This window comes from Dyella sp. CR10, from assembly GCF_055814425.1.
On the sequence record NZ_CP185986.1, the window covers coordinates 4901321 to 4918762 of the forward strand.

Annotated in this window: 12 protein-coding genes and 1 tRNA gene; 10 read left to right on the plus strand and 3 right to left on the minus strand. The window is 57.1% G+C overall.

Going from position 1 to position 17442, the window contains the following annotated elements:
* Nucleotides 1-133 precede the first annotated feature (133 nt).
* The 3 genes from ACNR9O_RS21970 (at nt 134) to ACNR9O_RS21980 (ending at nt 3667) form a co-directional block, all read left to right on the plus strand.
* Nucleotides 134-2032 carry a M61 family metallopeptidase gene (locus ACNR9O_RS21970; protein ID WP_473684737.1) on the plus strand — a complete coding sequence of 633 codons (1899 nt, stop codon included), beginning with the start codon at nt 134-136 and terminating at the stop codon, nt 2030-2032.
* A gap of 182 nt (nt 2033-2214) precedes the next feature.
* Nucleotides 2215-2291: transfer RNA gene (locus ACNR9O_RS21975), tRNA-Arg, on the plus strand.
* A gap of 161 nt (nt 2292-2452) precedes the next feature.
* Nucleotides 2453-3667, plus strand: a complete 1215-nt coding sequence (locus ACNR9O_RS21980) for a tyrosine-type recombinase/integrase (protein WP_473684735.1) — start codon at nt 2453-2455, stop codon at nt 3665-3667.
* Between the two features lie 353 nt (nt 3668-4020).
* Here ACNR9O_RS21980 and ACNR9O_RS21985 read toward each other — a convergent pair whose 3' ends face one another.
* Nucleotides 4021-4359 (minus strand): helix-turn-helix domain-containing protein, encoded by a 339-nt coding sequence (locus ACNR9O_RS21985; RefSeq protein WP_473684733.1) that lies wholly within the window; start codon nt 4357-4359, stop codon nt 4021-4023.
* A 187-nt stretch (nt 4360-4546) separates the two neighbouring features.
* Here ACNR9O_RS21985 and ACNR9O_RS21990 point away from each other — a divergent pair, with 187 nt between their 5' ends.
* The 3 genes from ACNR9O_RS21990 (at nt 4547) to ACNR9O_RS22000 (ending at nt 7159) form a co-directional block, all read left to right on the plus strand.
* The gene (locus ACNR9O_RS21990; protein ID WP_473684731.1) at nt 4547-5587 is read left to right on the plus strand and encodes a toxin-antitoxin system YwqK family antitoxin; all 1041 of its coding nucleotides are present in this window, start codon (nt 4547-4549) and stop codon (nt 5585-5587) included.
* Nucleotides 5588-5736: 149 nt separating this feature from the next.
* On the plus strand, nt 5737-6693 hold the full coding sequence (locus tag ACNR9O_RS21995; protein ID WP_473684729.1) for a DUF932 domain-containing protein: 957 nt from the start codon (nt 5737-5739) through the stop codon (nt 6691-6693).
* Nucleotides 6694-6706: 13 nt separating this feature from the next.
* Nucleotides 6707-7159 (plus strand): hypothetical protein, encoded by a 453-nt coding sequence (locus ACNR9O_RS22000; protein WP_473684727.1) that lies wholly within the window; start codon nt 6707-6709, stop codon nt 7157-7159.
* 501 nt (nt 7160-7660) lie between these two features.
* Here ACNR9O_RS22000 and ACNR9O_RS22005 read toward each other — a convergent pair.
* Together ACNR9O_RS22005 and ACNR9O_RS22010 are read right to left on the minus strand one after the other, a co-directional pair.
* The gene (locus ACNR9O_RS22005; protein WP_473684725.1) at nt 7661-9070 is read right to left on the minus strand and encodes a DUF3987 domain-containing protein; all 1410 of its coding nucleotides are present in this window, start codon (nt 9068-9070) and stop codon (nt 7661-7663) included.
* A 7-nt stretch (nt 9071-9077) separates the two neighbouring features.
* Nucleotides 9078-9434 carry a hypothetical protein gene (locus tag ACNR9O_RS22010; RefSeq protein ID WP_473684723.1) on the minus strand — a complete coding sequence of 119 codons (357 nt, stop codon included), beginning with the start codon at nt 9432-9434 and terminating at the stop codon, nt 9078-9080.
* 385 nt (nt 9435-9819) lie between these two features.
* On the opposite strand from ACNR9O_RS22010, the gene ACNR9O_RS22015 reads away from it, so the two are divergent.
* From ACNR9O_RS22015 to ACNR9O_RS22030, 4 genes are all read left to right on the plus strand, one after another.
* Nucleotides 9820-10014, plus strand: coding sequence for a helix-turn-helix transcriptional regulator (locus tag ACNR9O_RS22015; RefSeq protein ID WP_473684721.1), 195 nt, complete (start codon nt 9820-9822; stop codon nt 10012-10014).
* A gap of 178 nt (nt 10015-10192) precedes the next feature.
* Complete coding sequence (locus ACNR9O_RS22020; protein ID WP_473684719.1) at nt 10193-11482, plus strand: YagK/YfjJ domain-containing protein; 1290 nt, start codon at nt 10193-10195, stop codon at nt 11480-11482.
* 241 nt (nt 11483-11723) lie between these two features.
* Nucleotides 11724-14606: an SNF2-related protein gene (locus ACNR9O_RS22025; RefSeq protein ID WP_473684717.1), complete on the plus strand. Its 2883-nt coding sequence runs from the start codon at nt 11724-11726 to the stop codon at nt 14604-14606.
* Between the two features lie 31 nt (nt 14607-14637).
* Nucleotides 14638-17433, plus strand: a complete 2796-nt coding sequence (locus ACNR9O_RS22030; protein ID WP_473684715.1) for a TrlF family AAA-like ATPase — start codon at nt 14638-14640, stop codon at nt 17431-17433.
* Nucleotides 17434-17442 lie beyond the last annotated feature (9 nt).

Here is a 17442-nt window from a genome sequence, read left to right on the forward strand (position 1 = left end):
TGGTCGGGGAAAGGTTCAGCCTGTGTCATGACCTCTGGCAGGGGGTGTGGCGTGTCGCCGCGGTCTAGCATCGTGCGGTCATGTTCCGTTCAACGTCCGCTACGGACGTGCGGTTTTGCCACAGGAGACCGTTTTGAAAGCTTCGCGCCTCGCTTCCGCCATCCTTGCCGCGGGCCTCGGCCTGTGCGGTTTCGCCGCCCATGCCGACGTGCCGGCGCCGCAGGACGTTGCCTTCAACGGCACGCTCAAGATCAGCGTCGACGCCACCGACATCGGCCGCCGCATTTTCCGCGTGCGCGAATCGGTGCCGGCGCAGCCGGGTCCGCTGACCCTGCTGTATCCGCAGTGGCTGCCGGGCAACCATTCGCCCAGCGGTCCGATCGACAAGATGGCGGGTCTGAAGGTGTCGGCCAATGGCAAGGCGCTGAAGTGGACGCGCGATCCGCTCAATGTGTATGCCTTCCATGTGGACGTGCCGCAGGGCGCCAGCAGCGTGGATGTGGAGTTCCAGTACCTCTCCCCGCAGGACACCCGCCAGGGCCGCGTGGTGATGACGCCGGAGATGCTCAACCTGCAGTGGAACACAGTGACGCTGTATCCGGCCGGCTACTACGCCAGCCGCATCCAGGCCGAGGCCAGCGTGAAGTTTCCCGCCGGCTGGCAGTTCGGCACCGCGCTGGAGGAAGCCTCGCGCAGCGGCGACACGGTGACCTTCAAGCCGATCAAGTACGACGACCTGGTCGACTCGCCGATCTACGCGGGCAAATACTTCAAGCGCGTGGATCTCGACCCGGGCGCCAAGACGCCGGTGCACCTGAACATCGTGGCCGATGATCCGAAGTTCCTGGAGATCAAGCCCGAGCAGCTGAAGGCGCACCAGAACCTGGTGCAGCAGATGTACAAGATGTACGGCGCGCACCACTACGACCACTACGACTTCCTGTTCTCGCTCAGCGACAAGATGAGCGGCAATGGCCTGGAGCACCATCGTTCCAGCGAGAACGGCGTGGGTACTGGCTACTTCACCGAGTGGGACAAGAACGTGCTGGCGCGCGACCTGCTGCCGCATGAGTTCAACCATTCGTGGGACGGCAAATACCGCCGCGGTGCGGACCTCTCCACGCCCAACTTCAACGTGCCCATGCAGGACAGCCTGCTGTGGGTGTACGAAGGCCAGACCCAGTTCTGGGGCTATGTGATGGCCGCGCGTTCGGGCCTGTGGAAGCAGGACGAGGCGCACGACATGCTCGCCGCCGTCGCCGCCAACTACGACAAGGGCCGCCCCGGCCTGCAGCAGTGGCGCAACATCCAGGACACCACCAACGATCCGATCATCGCCCAGCGCCGGCCGTTGCCCTATCGCAACTACCAGATGAGCGAGGACTACTACTCCGGCGGCCAGATGATCTGGCTGGACGTGGACGGCAAGCTGCGCGACCTGTCGGGCAACAAGAAGTCGATCGACGATTTCGGCAAGGCCTTCTTCGGCATGAAGAACGGCGAGTGGGCGGTCAACACCTACACCTTCGAGGATGTGGTCAAGACCTTGAACGACATCCAGCCGTACGACTGGGCCAGCTATCTGCGCGAGCGCCTGGACGGCCATGGCCCGATCACCGGCGGCATCGAGGCCAGCGGCTGGAAGGTGGTCTACAACGATAAGCCTTCGCCCGCGGTGAAGGCGGCCGAGGCTCGCTTCGGCGGGGCCAACCTGGTGTATTCGCTGGGCGTGTCGCTGGGCAAGGGCGGCGACATCATGGACGTGCTGTGGGACGGCCCCGCCTTCAAGGCCGGCTTGTCGCCGGGTATGAAGATTGTCGCCGTGAACGGCAAGGAGTTCTCCAGCGACGCGGTCAAGGACGCGGTGACCGCGGCGTCGAAGGACAAGAACCAGCCGGTGGAACTGCTGGTGAAGAACTTCGACCAGTACCAGACCCTGCGCATCGACTACCACGACGGTCTGAAGTACCCGCACCTGGAGCGCATCGAAGGCAAGCCGGACCGCCTGTCCGAGCTGCTGAAGGCGCGTTGAGTCCATTGGCGTCCCGCCGTCCGGCGGGACGCCGACGCTCAGGCAAGCGAGGGGCCCGTCCGACCGGTCGATGCCGGGGGCGGGCCCCTTCGTTTGCAACCTCGTCGCGCGGCCGCGTCCGAGCCGCTATACTCCGCCCTTCGCCGCGCCGGGAACTGCCCGCACGGTGTCCGCTTCACCACGCGCCCGTAGCTCAGCCGGATAGAGTAGTGGCTTCCGAAGCCATTGGTCGGGGGTTCGAATCCCTCCGGGCGCGCCATATTCAAATCCAGAGTTGTCTAGGTTAATCCAAAAAGCCCGGCAAAAGCCGGGTTTTTTTATATCTGGCGTCCAAGGTTGTCCACAAGCGCCTATTGAAATCCGGTCCATTTGGGGGCATAGATGGGGGCATCTAACCGCTGGAAAAGTCGAGATGCCCCCATGCCCCTGAGCGATGCAGCCATACGGAAAATGAGGCCTTCAGACAAGCCTCAACGTCTGTTTGATGGTGGAGGGTTGTACTTAGAGGTCGCCCCTTCCGGCGGAAAGCTATGGCGCTGGAAGTATCGTTATGCAGGAAAGGAAAAGCGGCTGGCACTCGGCATCTATCCCGATGTTGGTCTGGCGGAGGCACGGACCAAGCACATCGAAGCTCGTAAGCTGCTGAACTCCGGCATTGATCCTGGTGAGCAGCGCAAAGTCGAGAAGCTCGCACGGCTGGATCGTTCGGAGACCAGCTTCGGCGCAATTGCGCAGGAGATGCTGGCGATGCGGGCCAAGAAAAGCGCTAAGTCCACAGCGGTACGTAATGCCCGAATCGTGGAGAAAGATCTGAATCCCTACATCGGCGGCAGACCGATCACGGAAATATCCGCCCCGGAACTTCTGGCCGTATTGCGCAAGATGGAAAAGCGTGGCGCCGTAGAAACCGCCCACCGCGCTCGCGGCATTGCCGGGATGGTCTTTCGCTATGCAATCGCCACCGGCAGAGCTGAGCGAAATCCGGCCTCCGATTTGATTGGTGCGTTGGAGTCGCCCCAGACGGAACATTTCGCCAGCCTCACCGAGCCTGTACATGTTGCCCCACTGCTGCGCGCCTTGTGGGGGTATGACGGTAGTGCCGTGGTTTGCGCTGCATTGAAACTGGCGCCGATGCTGTTTGCTCGCCCAGGTGAGTTGAGGGCAGCGCGCTGGTCAGGCATTGATTTGGACGCAAGGGAGTGGCGCTATATGGCCACCAAGACCGGAACTGCGCACATCGTCCCTTTATCCAGCCAAGCGGTTGAAGTGCTGCGCGACTTAACGCCACTAACGGGGCGCGGTGAGTACGTTTTCCCAAGCCTTCGGGGCAGGGGACGCCCGATGAGCGAAAATACCATCAATGCAGCCATGCGGCGAATGGGGTTTGATTCCAAAACGATGACAGGGCATGGTTTCCGAGCGATGGCGCGCACTATCTTGGATGAAGTTCTGGGCTTTAGGCCGGATTACATCGAACATCAATTGGCACATGCGGTGCGTGATCCAAACGGGCGGGCTTACAATCGCACTGCACACCTGGTCGAACGCCGAAAGATGATGCAGGCATGGGCGGACTATTTGGACAGTTTGCGAACTGGAGCCAAGATCATCCCCTTGGCCCGGCATAAGGCATGACGTTCGGAGATGCCTTCTTCGATCCCATCCGATTTCAGACCTATAACACCTGAGTGAAGCCAGTGGAAACTGGCTTTGCGCTTCGGCACACCGCCTGATGTGTCTGCAACGGGGTGTTCAAACTGTGATGAGAAAGAACCTGGATCTGATCTACTGCGTCCTTGTCGTGGCCGTCGCAGTCCTGTCGAGTATTCGTAAGTCCCCAGGTAGCGGTAAGCCCAAAGTCCCTTGAACCAATGCAATTGGACCATAAACACCCAAACCCCGGTCCTGCCAGGGTTTGGGTGTTTATGTCGTCGACAGAATCAGAAGATCATGGTCAGAAGTGAGCAGGGCTGGCTAACGAAGTGCAGCTACGGCTCTTTTTTCGAATGTCCGCTGGCCAGCTGTTTGGCTTGTGCCAGCAGCTTGGATCGTTCTGCCTTTGAGAGTCGCGTAAACGCGAGAAGCAGCTCAGCTTGATCGTCTTCTTCGGCGAAGAGGTAGGCCAACGGTACATTTAACGCTTTGGCCAGCGCCGCCGCCGTGTCCATGTCTGCACGATTGACTTCTCGCTCGTAGCGGTTGATCAGGACGCCGCCGTTGCTTTTGCTATCCGACACGAGTCCTCCCAGCGCACGTTGGGAGAGGCCACGCAAAATGCGTGCAGCCTTCAGGCGCTTGGCAAAGATGGCGGCGATGGACTCGGACAATTGACGGCAGAGGTAACTGAACCCCTACCAGCATCGCCCAAGCCTTCCGTCGGCAATAGTCTATACTGAAACAGTATATATCCAGGCGAGCAATAGCGTGCTGGAGTAGATGAGTGCAGTCGTAGGGTGGCAGCCCCGGTAATCAATGGCGATCTACTCAAAAAACCAAACAAGACAGGGGGATCAAATGAAGCGGATTCATAGTTGTACCTTGGTGTGCATTGCGCTCGGTCTTGCCGGGTGTGGCGGCGGGGAAATCGACTATCGCCAAACCAACACGGTCAATGGCCTTCTCTACAAAATCGGTGACCAGGAGCCCTTCACTGGGCGTGTCCTGAAGAGCCCGATGTCCGTCAACATCTTCCGAGTGGGAACTTGTGACATCGAGGTCAAAAAAGGCGTACTCGATGGCAAAACGGTCTGCTCGACGAATGACGGGAAGAAGATCGCAGAGGCGAACTATTCGAAGGAGTTGAAAGACGGCGCCGAACGCCGTTGGAGTCCCGACACCAGTAAGTTGATCTATGAAGCCGGCTGGTCATCAGGAAAGATCGACGGTATCGAAAAGGTCTTCAATGATGCGGGTGATGCCCTCATTCACGAGACACATTGGAAGGACGGAAACAAAATCGGCTCCGAAAGAATTTGGGACACTTCTGGCAAGACGCTTCTGGCAGACCTGAATTGGATCAACGGCAATGCCAACGGTCATCAGAGGACAAGCACCGAGGATATGACCTGGAAGGACGGTCGAAAGGACGGCCCCTACAAACACACATCGGATCTTGGAGAAGTGTTTGAAGAGGGACAGTATGCCGATGGCAAGAAAGCCGGCATATGGAATGAATTTGGACCCTCCGCCAGTTTCGAGCTACTCAACGCCAAAAACCTTGGTGTCGAATCGTTCAAGGCCATGGATATCCTTGATAACGTCAAGAGAGCCGCCGTTAAAGCGACCGTTACTTACATCGACGATCAGCGGAATGGCCCAATCAGGGTTTGGGACGCTGGTGGTCATTTGATCTTTGAAGGAGCGCTTTTAAATGACAAGTTTGATGGGCAAATCGTTGCGACGGACTTCGCACGAAACCAAACTGTCCGGTTGAAAGCCGTCGGTGGCGACGGCCATGTGATCTCCATTGACGTTCCGGGTGAAGACAGCAACACCTCGCGTACGGGTGGGGAGCCAAGTTCCGAGGCACCAATGGGCGGAGGGGGAGGCCGCTAGAGCCAAAATCTACCTGGCCTGACTTTCGCCCGGACACTTGGCAACTTCGCTCTCGAAGACCTAGATAGCTTTTCCCATCCCAAGCAGCACAAAGAGCCCGGCACATGCCGGGCTCTTTGCTTTTATGCCTTTCCAAATAGGAGATCCCCATGCACCTCGTGCAAACCATGGCTTACGCAGGCGAACGCCCGTGGCATGGACTTGGCAACCAATTAGCCCCGCAGCAACCCCTTGAAGATTGGAAAAGGGCTGCCGGTATGGACTGGTCCATCGAAGCATCCGAAGTTCGCTACATCACCGCCAGCAACCAAATCGGCGTCAGCAATGCCTTCCCGGAACAGAAGGTGTTGTACCGATCGGACACCAAGGCCCCGCTGGCCGTGGTGTCCAAACGCTTCCAGGTGGTGCAGCCCGGCGAAATCCTGGAGTTCTACCGTGACCTGACGGCTTACAACGGCTTCGAGCTGGAAACGGCTGGTGTGCTCCGTGAGGGCCGCAAGTTCTGGGCACTCGCCAGGACTAGCCAAAGCACCACACTTAAGGGCCGTGACCGCGTCGATGGCTACTTGCTACTGGCCACCGCTTGCGACGGTACGCTGGCGACCACGGCGCAGTTCACGTCCGTGCGGGTGGTTTGCAACAACACGCTGTCCATCGCACTGGGCAACGCCAACGGTGCAATAAAAGTGCCGCACCGCAGCCAGTTCGACCCGGACGCCGTGAAGCGTCAGCTCGGTCTTACCGTGTCCTCGTGGGATGGTTTCGTGGCACGCATGAAGGCGTTAGCGGAACGCCCGGTCGATCCGGATTCGGTCGAAGGACTGCTGCGGCGTGTACTGATCTATCAAACGCAAGAAAACAAGGCCACCGTAGTCAACGAGCAGGCAGTCGCCAAAGCTCGCGCCCTGTACGAAGGTGGTGGACGGGGTGCGCTGATGGCATCCAGTCGCGGTACGGCATGGGGGCTACTCAATAGCGTCACTGAGTTCGTGGACCACCACAGGCGCGCACGCAGTAGCGATCACCGCCGTGATGCCGCGTGGTTCGGCCAAGGCGCGCAGATCAAACAGCGTGCCTGGGACGAAGTGATGAAACTGGTCGCCTAAACGAGGGTAAACCGTGGGTTTGGATATGTATTTGGAAGCAAGGCTCTATCTGCCACCCTACAGTAAGGAGTTTAAGCCTATCCGCGAAGCCATCGGGCGAGCCGTTGGCTACACCCCGCCAACTGAAAAGCTCGACAACGATTCGACCTTGATGGAAATCACTGGTGTCACCGTGCGGGTGGGCTACTGGCGAAAGTTGACGTCTCTACACCGATGGTTTGTAAACAACGCTCAGGATGGTCATGACGATTGCAGGCCCGCTTACGTTACGCCAAATCTCTTGGTTGAGTTGACGGATAGGATCGGCCAGGGAAGTGTTCGTCCGGAGAGTGTCGGTGATCACTTCGCCAATCATGACGATGACTCGATGACCAAGGATTGCATTAACTACACGTTGAAGGTGATAGCGCATGCTAAGCGTTTTCAGGAGCGCGGCTGGGACATCTACTACCGCTCAAGTTGGTAGTAGCACGCTGTAAGAATCCAAGCTAACGCCAGGCTAGTACCTGCGTCGCTGGGTTTCGTTCGCCTGGGGAAAATCGAGATCCGAGCAAGAGAACGTAGCGACGCGCGTAGAAAGGGTGCCCAGAAGCAGTTGAACGGGCGGTGCCCCGAAGTGCACAAGAACAGCATCTGACGCTCGGATGCGGCCGTGGGTATTGGCCAAGGGTGGTTGACTATCAACAACGAGGTGAAGAGATGACTTTCCGTGTGATCGGGGGAATTGTGGTCTATGGGTTGGCACTTTACGGCGTGGCGAAGCTCCTGAGCCGATCGAGGATGGAAAAGAACATCGACCCCAGCCAAAGCTAGCGGCCGATGGAACGGGCCGCTAGTGTGTCATGCGCAGATCCCGTCGTAGGTCAGGGGCATCGGTCGTCTTTCTAAATCTTCGAACCCTGTGGGACGGAGGAGCCACGGCTCCTCCGTCCCACAGGGGCTCAGCTTTCTTTCTTTGATGCCGCGACTAAATGCTTGGGAAGAAAGGGGGAGGTCCCTGAAGCGCACACACGGAATGAGGGCGTGCCTGGCGGATAGTCGCGCTGTCGCCGGTACCCCTAATCTCCACATAACTGCCGGTGATCAGCCACCTGATAGTCTTCATGAAGCGAGCGTCGTGAAATCCTGAGAGAAGCATGATCTCCGACAAAAGTGCCTCTCCGTTCCGGTTGTAGCGCGCATGAACGTCAATGGCATTAAGCACGAACTGCATGTCTTCTTCCAGCCTCCGCTGGTGATGCGGAATCTTTGGCGGTCCCATGAGCCTATGCTTGTCGAGTTTCGGCTGCGGTGTGATGGCTTCGACAAAAATCTGCTGGTGCTGTGAGAGTGACCATTCGACGATGATCCAGGCGCGTTCGACCATCTCCAAGCTGATCTCACCTTCGCCACGGCAGACGACCTGGAAGACAGCTGCCAAGCGGAGCGTATTCTCCCATGCACGCGCCACCGCTTCGCCGATATCGCCAGCCTCGGCATGGCGCCATTGCTTCAAGCGGAACTTAAGTTCATGCATGAATGCCGAAGCCTGCGCGTCGAGCGCCACAACATCCCTGTCGACTGCACCTGTCGCCTGGCGCTTGTCCGCCGCCACCAGCAGCTCTTTCAGTCGAACCCCAAATTCAGTCAGCCCCCCACCAGACCTGGGCACGGACATGAGGGTCACCGGCGTCTGAAATCGCTCGGGATCGTAACAGGCAGCAATCGCACGGGGCCAGAAACCTTGGTGGAAGCTGGCATTGCCCGTCTTCTTGAGAAAAGGATAAAACAGCTTCGGTTGGATCCGGAAGGCAATGGAACATCGACTACCAATAGCAAAAAGGTCTGCTCGATGAACCTTATGCTTAAGCGGTGGGTCGCCGCTCCAGAGCTGTGTCAGCTTGTCGACGTACTTCCGGATAAGGTCGCTCTGCAAAAAGCTACAACCGTCTTCGTGCTGGATGGCGGTGTTGCGGTTTGTCCCATGGAGATATTCCATCAAGCCGCGATAGCTGACCTCTTGAAGAATCATTCCGTCGGGTTCCTGGACCTTCTCCTTTGTCGCTCCCTGTGCTTGCTCATTCCGGGCGTTTATAGCTCGAAGTTGGACTTGGTTGGTATAGGTGTTGACGGCTTGGAGGAAGAGGGAGAATGACGAGCCCTTCCCAATTCCGCTTGGCGCGAGCCCGATGGTGTTAACCGTCGTCGGCATGGTGCGAGCATCAAGGCCCCGTACATCGTGGCTGCGTTGCACTGGGATCACGCAGGCAGCAATGACATCTGTCAGCAGGATCTCGGCCGGAACATCATTCTCAAAGGTGCGGACTTCGTAGGCTGCGTTGTAGAGGAGTTGGGGAAGAGCCTCGATCGGGCAGTTCATATATGGACGGAAATACATGTGAACCCTATCGGTGGACGGTCTCGTTGGCCGGATGAGGGCTATCGGGTGGAGCTGAGCCGCTCGAGGCCTGTTTCTTGGGGTGCCCAGCGAATGCCTGCGCGAACACGCCTTGCGGCACACCTTCAGTGTCCTCGTCGTCTGAGCCATCCAGAAGGCGACGAAACTGCTCCGGAGACAATTTGATGCCCGTGGCGCGATTGATCTCCCGTCGGATAGCTGCGCTGGTAATGCCGCGCTCGATAGCGTTACGAATAGCCGGTTTTGCGGCAGACAGGAGGGCCGTGCTCTCGGGCCCGAGATTGTCCAGGCCCTTTACCAGTGCAGCCAGCACGTCAGCGTTGTAGATGTCGTTCGGTGGCATAAAAGCTCTCGGTTCTGTGGGAGCTGATTTATATCGATAGGAAATGCCACTTCGCCAACTATCCCGGGAAAGTTCGAACTATCCACATGCGTAAGTGCCAGTCACCGTCCTTACCAACGCAGAAGCCTCGAGCCGCATGGACGTTACTGGACTGTGTCGAGTTACCCCGTAGAGGTGTTCTTGGTCGCAGGGTGGAAGCTATTCGAACCGTGAAACTGGCGGGAGACATTTCACTGGCCTCGAGGGTTGATGTATTGGACGTCCTTTCTCCCCTGGCGATGAAATCGGAAAGTTGGGAACTTTCCCAGGAAAGAATGCAGCCACCCATTTGGGGCTGGCAGAGTGCGCACCGCCACGGAGTTGTGGCGCAACTCGGAGGGGTGCGATGGGCGCCCAATCAACGATCACCATCCTGCGTCGGCGCCAGGTCGAAGAAATTACGGGCTTCGCGCGTTCGACGATCTATCTGCTCATGAAGCAGGGCAAGTTCCCCAGGCAGCGCAAGCTGGGAACGCGCGCCGTCGGCTGGCGTTCCGACGAAATCTTCCAGTGGGTGGCGGAACGGGAAATCGCTGCCTGAAGGCTACGAAACGGAGGGCTATCCCGACAAGGCACCCAACACGTCGATATTCGGGTTTCGCTGGGACTTTTGAGCATCGAGAGGGAGGTTATTCCGGCAAGTGACGCATGCCGAATTCCGGTTATTTATCTAATGTCAATTCATGACAGTGGAGATCATCCAGTACTAAGGCAGTCTTATGCATGACCAAACACTTCCTGGCATTTCTGAGAGCACTGATGAGGAAGACACTAGTTACGTAGGCCAAACCATAACGGACATCATTCATCGTGAGTCGACTCACGAGTTGTTTGCAGAGAAGCTGCTGTGCATTCAAACGCCTGATGGTCAGAAGTTCGGCTACAACACCGATGACCAGCTTCTGTTGAGCTACATGCCGCAGTTACGTCGCCTGTACGTCGCTCTCATGGCGAGCGGCGAGCCCCCAGTTGAGGAAATTTTTGTTCGGTGGGCGAAGCGCCCTGGATTCAAGCTGACGAACTTGGGAAAGATGGTTCTGAATGTCTGCAAGTATTTTGCGGCCAGAGAAGATGAGCGTCGCAATTGGCAGCAGGTGTATGTTCACCACCAGTTTCATCCAGTCATTTCGGTGATGCTGGAGGCAGTCACCCGTTGGTGGCAGCCGATTTGCGTGTGGTGGGATGGGAAGCCCTTGGCACAGGACGGGCCGGATACGGAAGCCGTAGAGGGTCTGCGGCACTATGTGGACTTCGTCCGCCGCGAATGCCGGTCTCAGGCCTTCCAGAACGATCTGAACGACCATGAGCACAAGGAGAGAGATAACTTCCGAAGTGCTTGCGACTACATCACCGATTTGTTCGAACGACACTCGCGCTTGCTGGTGCTGCGCATCGATCTGTACTTTCGACCGGATGCCAAGGGATGGGGATACGGCATTGCAGCAAATGAGGCCTTGACCAATTACCTGCGCGCGCTTCGATCAGGGCGCATTGTGCCCGGCTACCTTGGCTTCATCATCAAGCGGGAGAACGGCATCAGTCGTGGTATGCACTACCACCTGATGGTGCTCCTTGATGGGCACTTGCATCGCGGTGCTTATCACCTGACTCAGCGCATGGGGAAGGCTTGGATCAAGCGCGTAGGAGAGGACAAAGGAAGCTACTTCAACTGCTATGCCAAGAAGGACCGCTACCGCTACAACGGTCTTGGTCTGGTACATGTTAGCAACGTGGAGAAAGTGCTCGGTATCCGCATTGCCCTGTGGTACATGAGCAAGCAGGATTCGGAACTGAAAGTGGATGGCTCTAAGGTCAAGAACTTCTGGCGTAGCTGGAAAATTAGGGGCGACGGCAACCGGGGAGCTCCTCGCAAGAATGGCGACGGCATGAACATGGTGCGGCGCTTGCTGGGTGGGGAGCGAAGCAAGTACCCGCGGGGCTTTGAGCCGCAGAGGAACGAGCGGGCAGGCAATAACGGGATGAAACCACCGTTTGTCGCCGCCGCGTAAGGCAGGTGGCTCTGGCCTGGATGCGATCCAGAGGAAATAGCCAGGGGCTGCCCTGGCTATTTGCCTGTCGGTGGATGAGACGCAGGCGCCTGAATTTAAAGAAGGAAATTTGGGACTTCGGATATTGCCCCAAGGCTTGAGAGAGGCGCCAATCCTTCGGTGGCCGGGCAGCATGGGAAATTTCGTTCCCTACTCCTAGAATCCCTTCAGGAACCTTAACGACTCGGTCCACGCAGCCCTGATGCCCAAGCCATTGTTGACCCAACATCAAAGCCAGTACGTCGCTTGGCTGCTGACTCGCCGTGCTGCGGGCGACACCGTGGAATCACTCGCTTCCACCCTCGTCGACTCGCAAGTAGATCTCAACCCGCACCAGGTTGATGCAGCTCTCTTCGCCTGCCGAAACCCGCTGTCGCGCGGCGTAATCCTTGCCGACGAAGTGGGCCTGGGCAAAACCATCGAAGCAGGCCTGGTCATCAGCCAGCGATGGGCCGAGCGCCGCCGCAGGCTTCTCATAATAGTTCCTGCCAATCTGCGAAAGCAGTGGCATCAAGAATTGCAAGACAAATTCGGCCTGCAAGGCCTGATCTTGGAGACGAAGAACTACAACGCCCTTCGGAAGCAGGGGCAGTCGAATCCGTTCCAAGGGGCTACGGGACCGATCATCTGCTCCTACCAGTTCGCCAAGGCGAAGGCGGCAGATATCCAGGCGATTGCGTGGGATCTGGTGGTGCTCGATGAAGCGCATCGCCTGCGCAATGTCTATAAGACCAACAATGTCATCGCCCGGGTGCTCAAAGATGCGATGGCACATGTGCATTCCAAGGTACTTCTGACGGCTACTCCGTTACAGAACTCACTGTTGGAGCTCTACGGGCTGGTCAGCATCATCGACGACCGGGTGTTTGGCGATCTGGACAGTTTCCGCGCACAGTTCACCGCTCAAAGCCGCGAGCAGGCCTTTGGTCAACTGCGCGAGCGGTTGGCTCCCGTTTGCAAGCGAACTCTGCGCAGGCAGGTACAGCCCTATGTGTCCTATACGGCGCGCAAGGCCATCGTCCAGGAGTTCACGCCGTCCAGAGAGGAGCAGGAGCTGTCGCGGCTGGTGGCCGAGTACCTGCGCCGTCCGAATCTGTGGGCGTTACCGGAAGGTCAGCGCCAACTGATTTCGCTGGTGTTATGGAAGTTGTTGGCGTCCAGCACGCATGCAATTGCCGGTGCTTTGGAAACGATGGGCAAGCGCCTACAAGGTGTGCTGGATCGAGTTCCTGTTAGCGACCTGACCGAAGAGCTGGACGATGACTACGAAGGGCTCGATGAACTCGCCGATGAAGAGGGCGAGGGTGATGCCGCGCATGACTTGGTGGAGCCAGCGACGCTCTCTCGGGAGGAGCGCGAAGCACTTTCGTCCGAAATCGAGGAGCTACACCGGTTCAAGACACTGGCGACAAACATCCACGACAACGCCAAAGGAAAGGCACTGCTGACGGCTTTGGACAAAGCCTTTGCCGAACTGGAGCGGCTGGGCGCCGCCAAGAAGGCAATCATCTTCACTGAATCCAAGCGAACGCAGGAATACCTACTGCACCTATTGTCCAGCACGCCCTACGGTGAAGGCATCGTGTTGTTCAACGGCACGAACAGCGACAAGACAGCGCAGGCCATCTATAAGGACTGGCTAAAACGGCACGAGGGTACGGATCGCATCACCGGCTCCAGGACGGCAGATACTCGTGCTGCGCTGGTCGAGCACTTCAAAGAACGCGGCACAGTGATGATCGCCACGGAGGCCGGTGCGGAAGGCATCAACCTTCAGTTCTGCTCATTGGTCATTAACTACGACTTGCCGTGGAATCCGCAACGCATCGAACAGCGCATTGGCCGCTGCCATCGCTATGGCCAGAAACACGACGTAGTAGTGGTGAACTTTGTCGATCGCAGCAATGAAGCCGATCGCCGTGTGTACGAACTACTCGAGCAGAAATTCCGGCTCTTCGATGGCGTGTTCGGTGCAAGCGACGAAGTGCTTGGAGCCATCGGATCCGGGGTGGATTTCGAGCGGCGCATTGCTGACATCTATCAGAACTGCCGCGAGTCAGTAGAGATCAGGGCCAGTTTCGAGCAACTCCAACTTGAATTGTCCGGAGAAATCAACGAGGCGATGGTCAGGACGCGCCAGGTACTGCTGGAAAACTTTGACGAGCAAGTACAGGAAAAGCTCCGCACCAGTGCTGATGAAAGTAAGAACGCTCGCAGTCGCTACGAGCGGATGTTAATGGACTTGACTCGCACCGAGCTGGGCGAACTTGCTAGCTTCGACGAGGAGGGTTTTACGTTGCATCGAGCTCCTAACGGCATCACGCCTGCGAGTGTGAGTCCAGGACGCTACGAGCTGCCACGTCGCACCGGCGAGGCACATCTGTACCGCATAGGTCACCCGCTGGCGGTGTGGCTGTTGGAGCGTGCCAAGGGGCGCACTTTAGAAGGCGCGAAGCTGGTCTTCGATTACGAAGCCCACGGCCAGAAGGTCAGCACACTGGAGCCATACCGTGGCAAGGCAGGTTGGCTCACAGTGAAGCTGATCGAGGTTCGGGCGCTGGGCAACATCGAGCAGCATGTGCTGGTAGCCGCCAGTACAGCCGAAGGTCAGGCAATGGTCGAAGACGATCCGGAGAAGCTGCTTCGCTTGCCCGCGACGCAGACGTCGGGTGGATCTTTCACCACTGACAACACATTGATTGGCGATACGGAAAACCGCAAGACCGAACTGCTTCGCCAGATCAATCAGCGCAACATCGGTTACTTCGAGCAGGAAGTGCAGAAGCTAGATGCCTGGGCGGATGATCTGAAGCTTGGCCTTGAGCAGGAGATCAAGGAAATCGACCGTGAGATCAAAGAGGCCCGTAACACGGCAGCGATTGCTCCGACACTTGAAGAAAAGCTGTCGTGGCAGAAGAGGCAGCGTGAACTGGAAGCCAGGCGCGGCAAATTGCGGCGTGATTTGTTCGCCCGCCAGGATGAAGTGGAAGAACAGCGCAATAAGTTGATTGGTGAACTGGAAGAGCAGCTTCAGCAGCAGGTCGATGAACGATCTTTGTTCACATGCGAGTGGGAGCTGATTTGACGGATTTAGCTCTTGTATGGGGGAACGATTGATGAAGTATCCGGGCTCGAACTGGTGGTTGTTCGATTTCCACAATCACACGCCAGCGTCGAGTGACTACGACGCAGGTGAGCGCGCAAATTTGACCGCGCGGGACTGGTTATTGGCTTACATGCGATCAGGTTCTGATTGCGTGGCTATTACTGACCACAATTCAGGAGCCTGGATTGATTCTCTGAAGGAAGAGCTTGCTTCAATGGCAAGTGAGAAGCCTCGGCATGCTGACTTTCGCGAGCTTCATCTTTTTCCCGGGGCAGAGCTGACTTCATCGGAAGGAATCCACATCTTGGCAGTGTATGGACCTGAAGAAGGTGCCGCCAAGATTCACGGGCTTCTGGCATTGGCTCGATACAACAACGATGCAAACAATGCTCACGGCCTGTGCCAAGAGGGAGCATCAGCCATTTGCGACCATATTCACCAAACAGGCGGTGCGGTCGTATTCGCCCATGCGGAGGAAATCAATGGCATCTTTCATGGCACTGTAGACGCTGCAGGGCAATTCACTCCTACACGTGCTGCCCGCTCGATAGAGCAACTGCTTGAAAAGGCGGATGCCTTGGAAGTCCATGCGGAGAACGCGCCGGCGATCCTGCATTTTGTAGACAAGCTGAAAGGTCGAGCCATCGTTGATGGCTCCGATGCACACCGGACGGGCAAGGCAGGTACCCGTCGCGTATGGCTGAAAATGGCACAGCCAAGCATCGAAGGATTGAAGCTGGCGTTACTGGACCCGACGAGCTCGTTGCTGCGTGCGAACGACAAGCCCGCTGCTCCCCGGCATCGCATTACTTCATTGCACTTGGAGCAGCTTCACCTGCGCCGTCAGTCGCTAGATATTGCATTCAGCCCTTGGTTCAACGCCATCATTGGTGGGCGTGGTAGTGGCAAGTCAACACTACTGGAGGCCCTCCGGCTGGCGGCAGCACGCGAGGCGGATATTCGAGAGCTTGGCACTGCACAGGAGAGCGATGTTGTCCGTGCATTCGATCGCTTCCGCACCCCAGGCGGTGCAAGGGGCAATTCGGGCATGGTTCGGCAGGCAACTGTGCTTGTTGCTACCGTCGAAAAATACGATCCGTCAGCGAACACCAACGAAACGTATTCGTTCACATGGCGGCCGACTGGGTTCGAGGTACGGCGGCTGGAGGCGGGTGTTTGGGAAGACACAGGTTTGAATATTGAGCAGGCGGCAAAGCTCTTCCCGGTCAAGGTGTTCAGTCAGAAGCAGATTTTTGAACTGGCGGAGCGCCCTAGTGCCCTGCTTAATTACATAGACCGCGCTCCAGAAGTTGGGTTCCAAATCTGGAAGGAGAGGAACGAAGAACTGTGCCGTTCCCTGCGAGATTTGCGAGGCAGAGAGCGTGTTTTGCTGCAGTCCGTCGAAAAGAAGGCGGCGCTGGAAACCGAGCTTCGTGAGGTTTCGCGCAAAACACTAGCTTATCAGCAGTCCAGCGTCGCTCAGCAAGTCATGGTGTACCGGGAGAATCAGCAGGCGCAGAAGGCTGTTCAAGAATTTCTTGAGGCGCTATCAAAACCTATTCAAGACTTGGATGCCGTGCTAGAGCAGCAGAGTCCATACGGGAAGATTCGGCTGGGAGACATTGCGTTGCGATCGCCCGACCCCTCCGGTGTCCAGCAGGAATCTGTTGCGGTAACGAGCGATCTGGATACCAAGTATCAGGCTGTGCGTCAGGTAATCGCTGAAATGCAGCAACGGGTTGATGGGTTCCAGCAGAGTCAGCCTGTTGTGGATTACTTGCAGGAAACCGACAAGGCAATCTCGACTTACCGAGATGAAGTCGCGAAGTTGCGGGATCAAGGTGTAGGCACGGCACAGGAGGCCGAGGCAGCCTTGAGGCGCAAGCAAGAGTTGGAGATCGCTCTAGCTCAGATTGCCACTCAAGAGACACAACTCGCAAAGCTACAGAAGAACCTTCTTAAGGCTTACGCAAAATTGAAGTTGCATCGACGGAGGTTGACACGGCTTCGCCGGAAGTTTGTCAACGACGTGTTGGTGTCCAATCCGAATCTGAAAATTACGATTGACGAACAAGCGGACGTGGAGCAGTCCAATGACGAGTTCCGTTCCATCCTGCGATTGCAGGATGGAACCTTTGTCGAAGATATTCTTTCGGCTGATGACGAGACGGGGCAAAAAGCTGGGCTGCTTGGAAAGTTGGTTGCCGATGGACTGCTAGATCCAACACACAAGCGCGTCACCAGCCTGAAGGCTGGAATTCTGGATCGTAGGAAAGAAATTCTTGGTCACAGTCTGCATGGAAGGCTTGTAGCTGCTATCGGCAGATTGAATGATGACGATGATGATGCGTTACTCGAATGGTTCCCGAATGACTTTGTGAAAGTCGAGTTCAGGCGCAACCGGAACGACAACTTTCAGTCATTGGAACGCGCTTCCGCAGGTCAGAAGACCTCTTCCATTCTTTCTTTCCTGCTTTCTCATGGCGATGAGCCCCTATTGTTGGACCAGCCAGAAGACGATCTGGACAATGCGTTGGTTTCCGAACTGGTGGTCGATCAGGTTCGCAACAACAAGTCGCGTCGCCAGATCATCGTCGTTACCCACAATCCGAACATCGTGGTCAATGGCGATGCGGAGCTGGTGTTGCCGATGGTGTTCATCAACGGGCAAATTCAGCAAAACGATGCGGGTGGGTTGCAGGAACGCGCTGTGCGTGAGCGCATCTGCAATATCATGGAAGGCGGTCGCGATGCGTTCCGCCAACGCTACAAGCGCATCCTTGAAGACTTGGATGCTACCGGTTAATTGGAAGAA

Coding starts and splice junctions, on each gene's coding strand:
- ACNR9O_RS21980 (WP_473684735.1), top strand. CDS start 2,453: ATGCCCCTGAGCGATGCAGCCATACGGAAAATGAGGCCTTCAGACAAG.
- ACNR9O_RS21990 (WP_473684731.1), top strand. CDS start 4,547: ATGAAGCGGATTCATAGTTGTACCTTGGTGTGCATTGCGCTCGGTCTT.
- ACNR9O_RS21995 (WP_473684729.1), top strand. CDS start 5,737: ATGCACCTCGTGCAAACCATGGCTTACGCAGGCGAACGCCCGTGGCAT.
- ACNR9O_RS22005 (WP_473684725.1), bottom strand. CDS start 9,070: ATGTATTTCCGTCCATATATGAACTGCCCGATCGAGGCTCTTCCCCAA.
- ACNR9O_RS22010 (WP_473684723.1), bottom strand. CDS start 9,434: ATGCCACCGAACGACATCTACAACGCTGACGTGCTGGCTGCACTGGTA.
- ACNR9O_RS22015 (WP_473684721.1), top strand. CDS start 9,820: ATGGGCGCCCAATCAACGATCACCATCCTGCGTCGGCGCCAGGTCGAA.
- ACNR9O_RS22020 (WP_473684719.1), top strand. CDS start 10,193: ATGCATGACCAAACACTTCCTGGCATTTCTGAGAGCACTGATGAGGAA.
- ACNR9O_RS22025 (WP_473684717.1), top strand. CDS start 11,724: ATGCCCAAGCCATTGTTGACCCAACATCAAAGCCAGTACGTCGCTTGG.
- ACNR9O_RS22030 (WP_473684715.1), top strand. CDS start 14,638: ATGAAGTATCCGGGCTCGAACTGGTGGTTGTTCGATTTCCACAATCAC.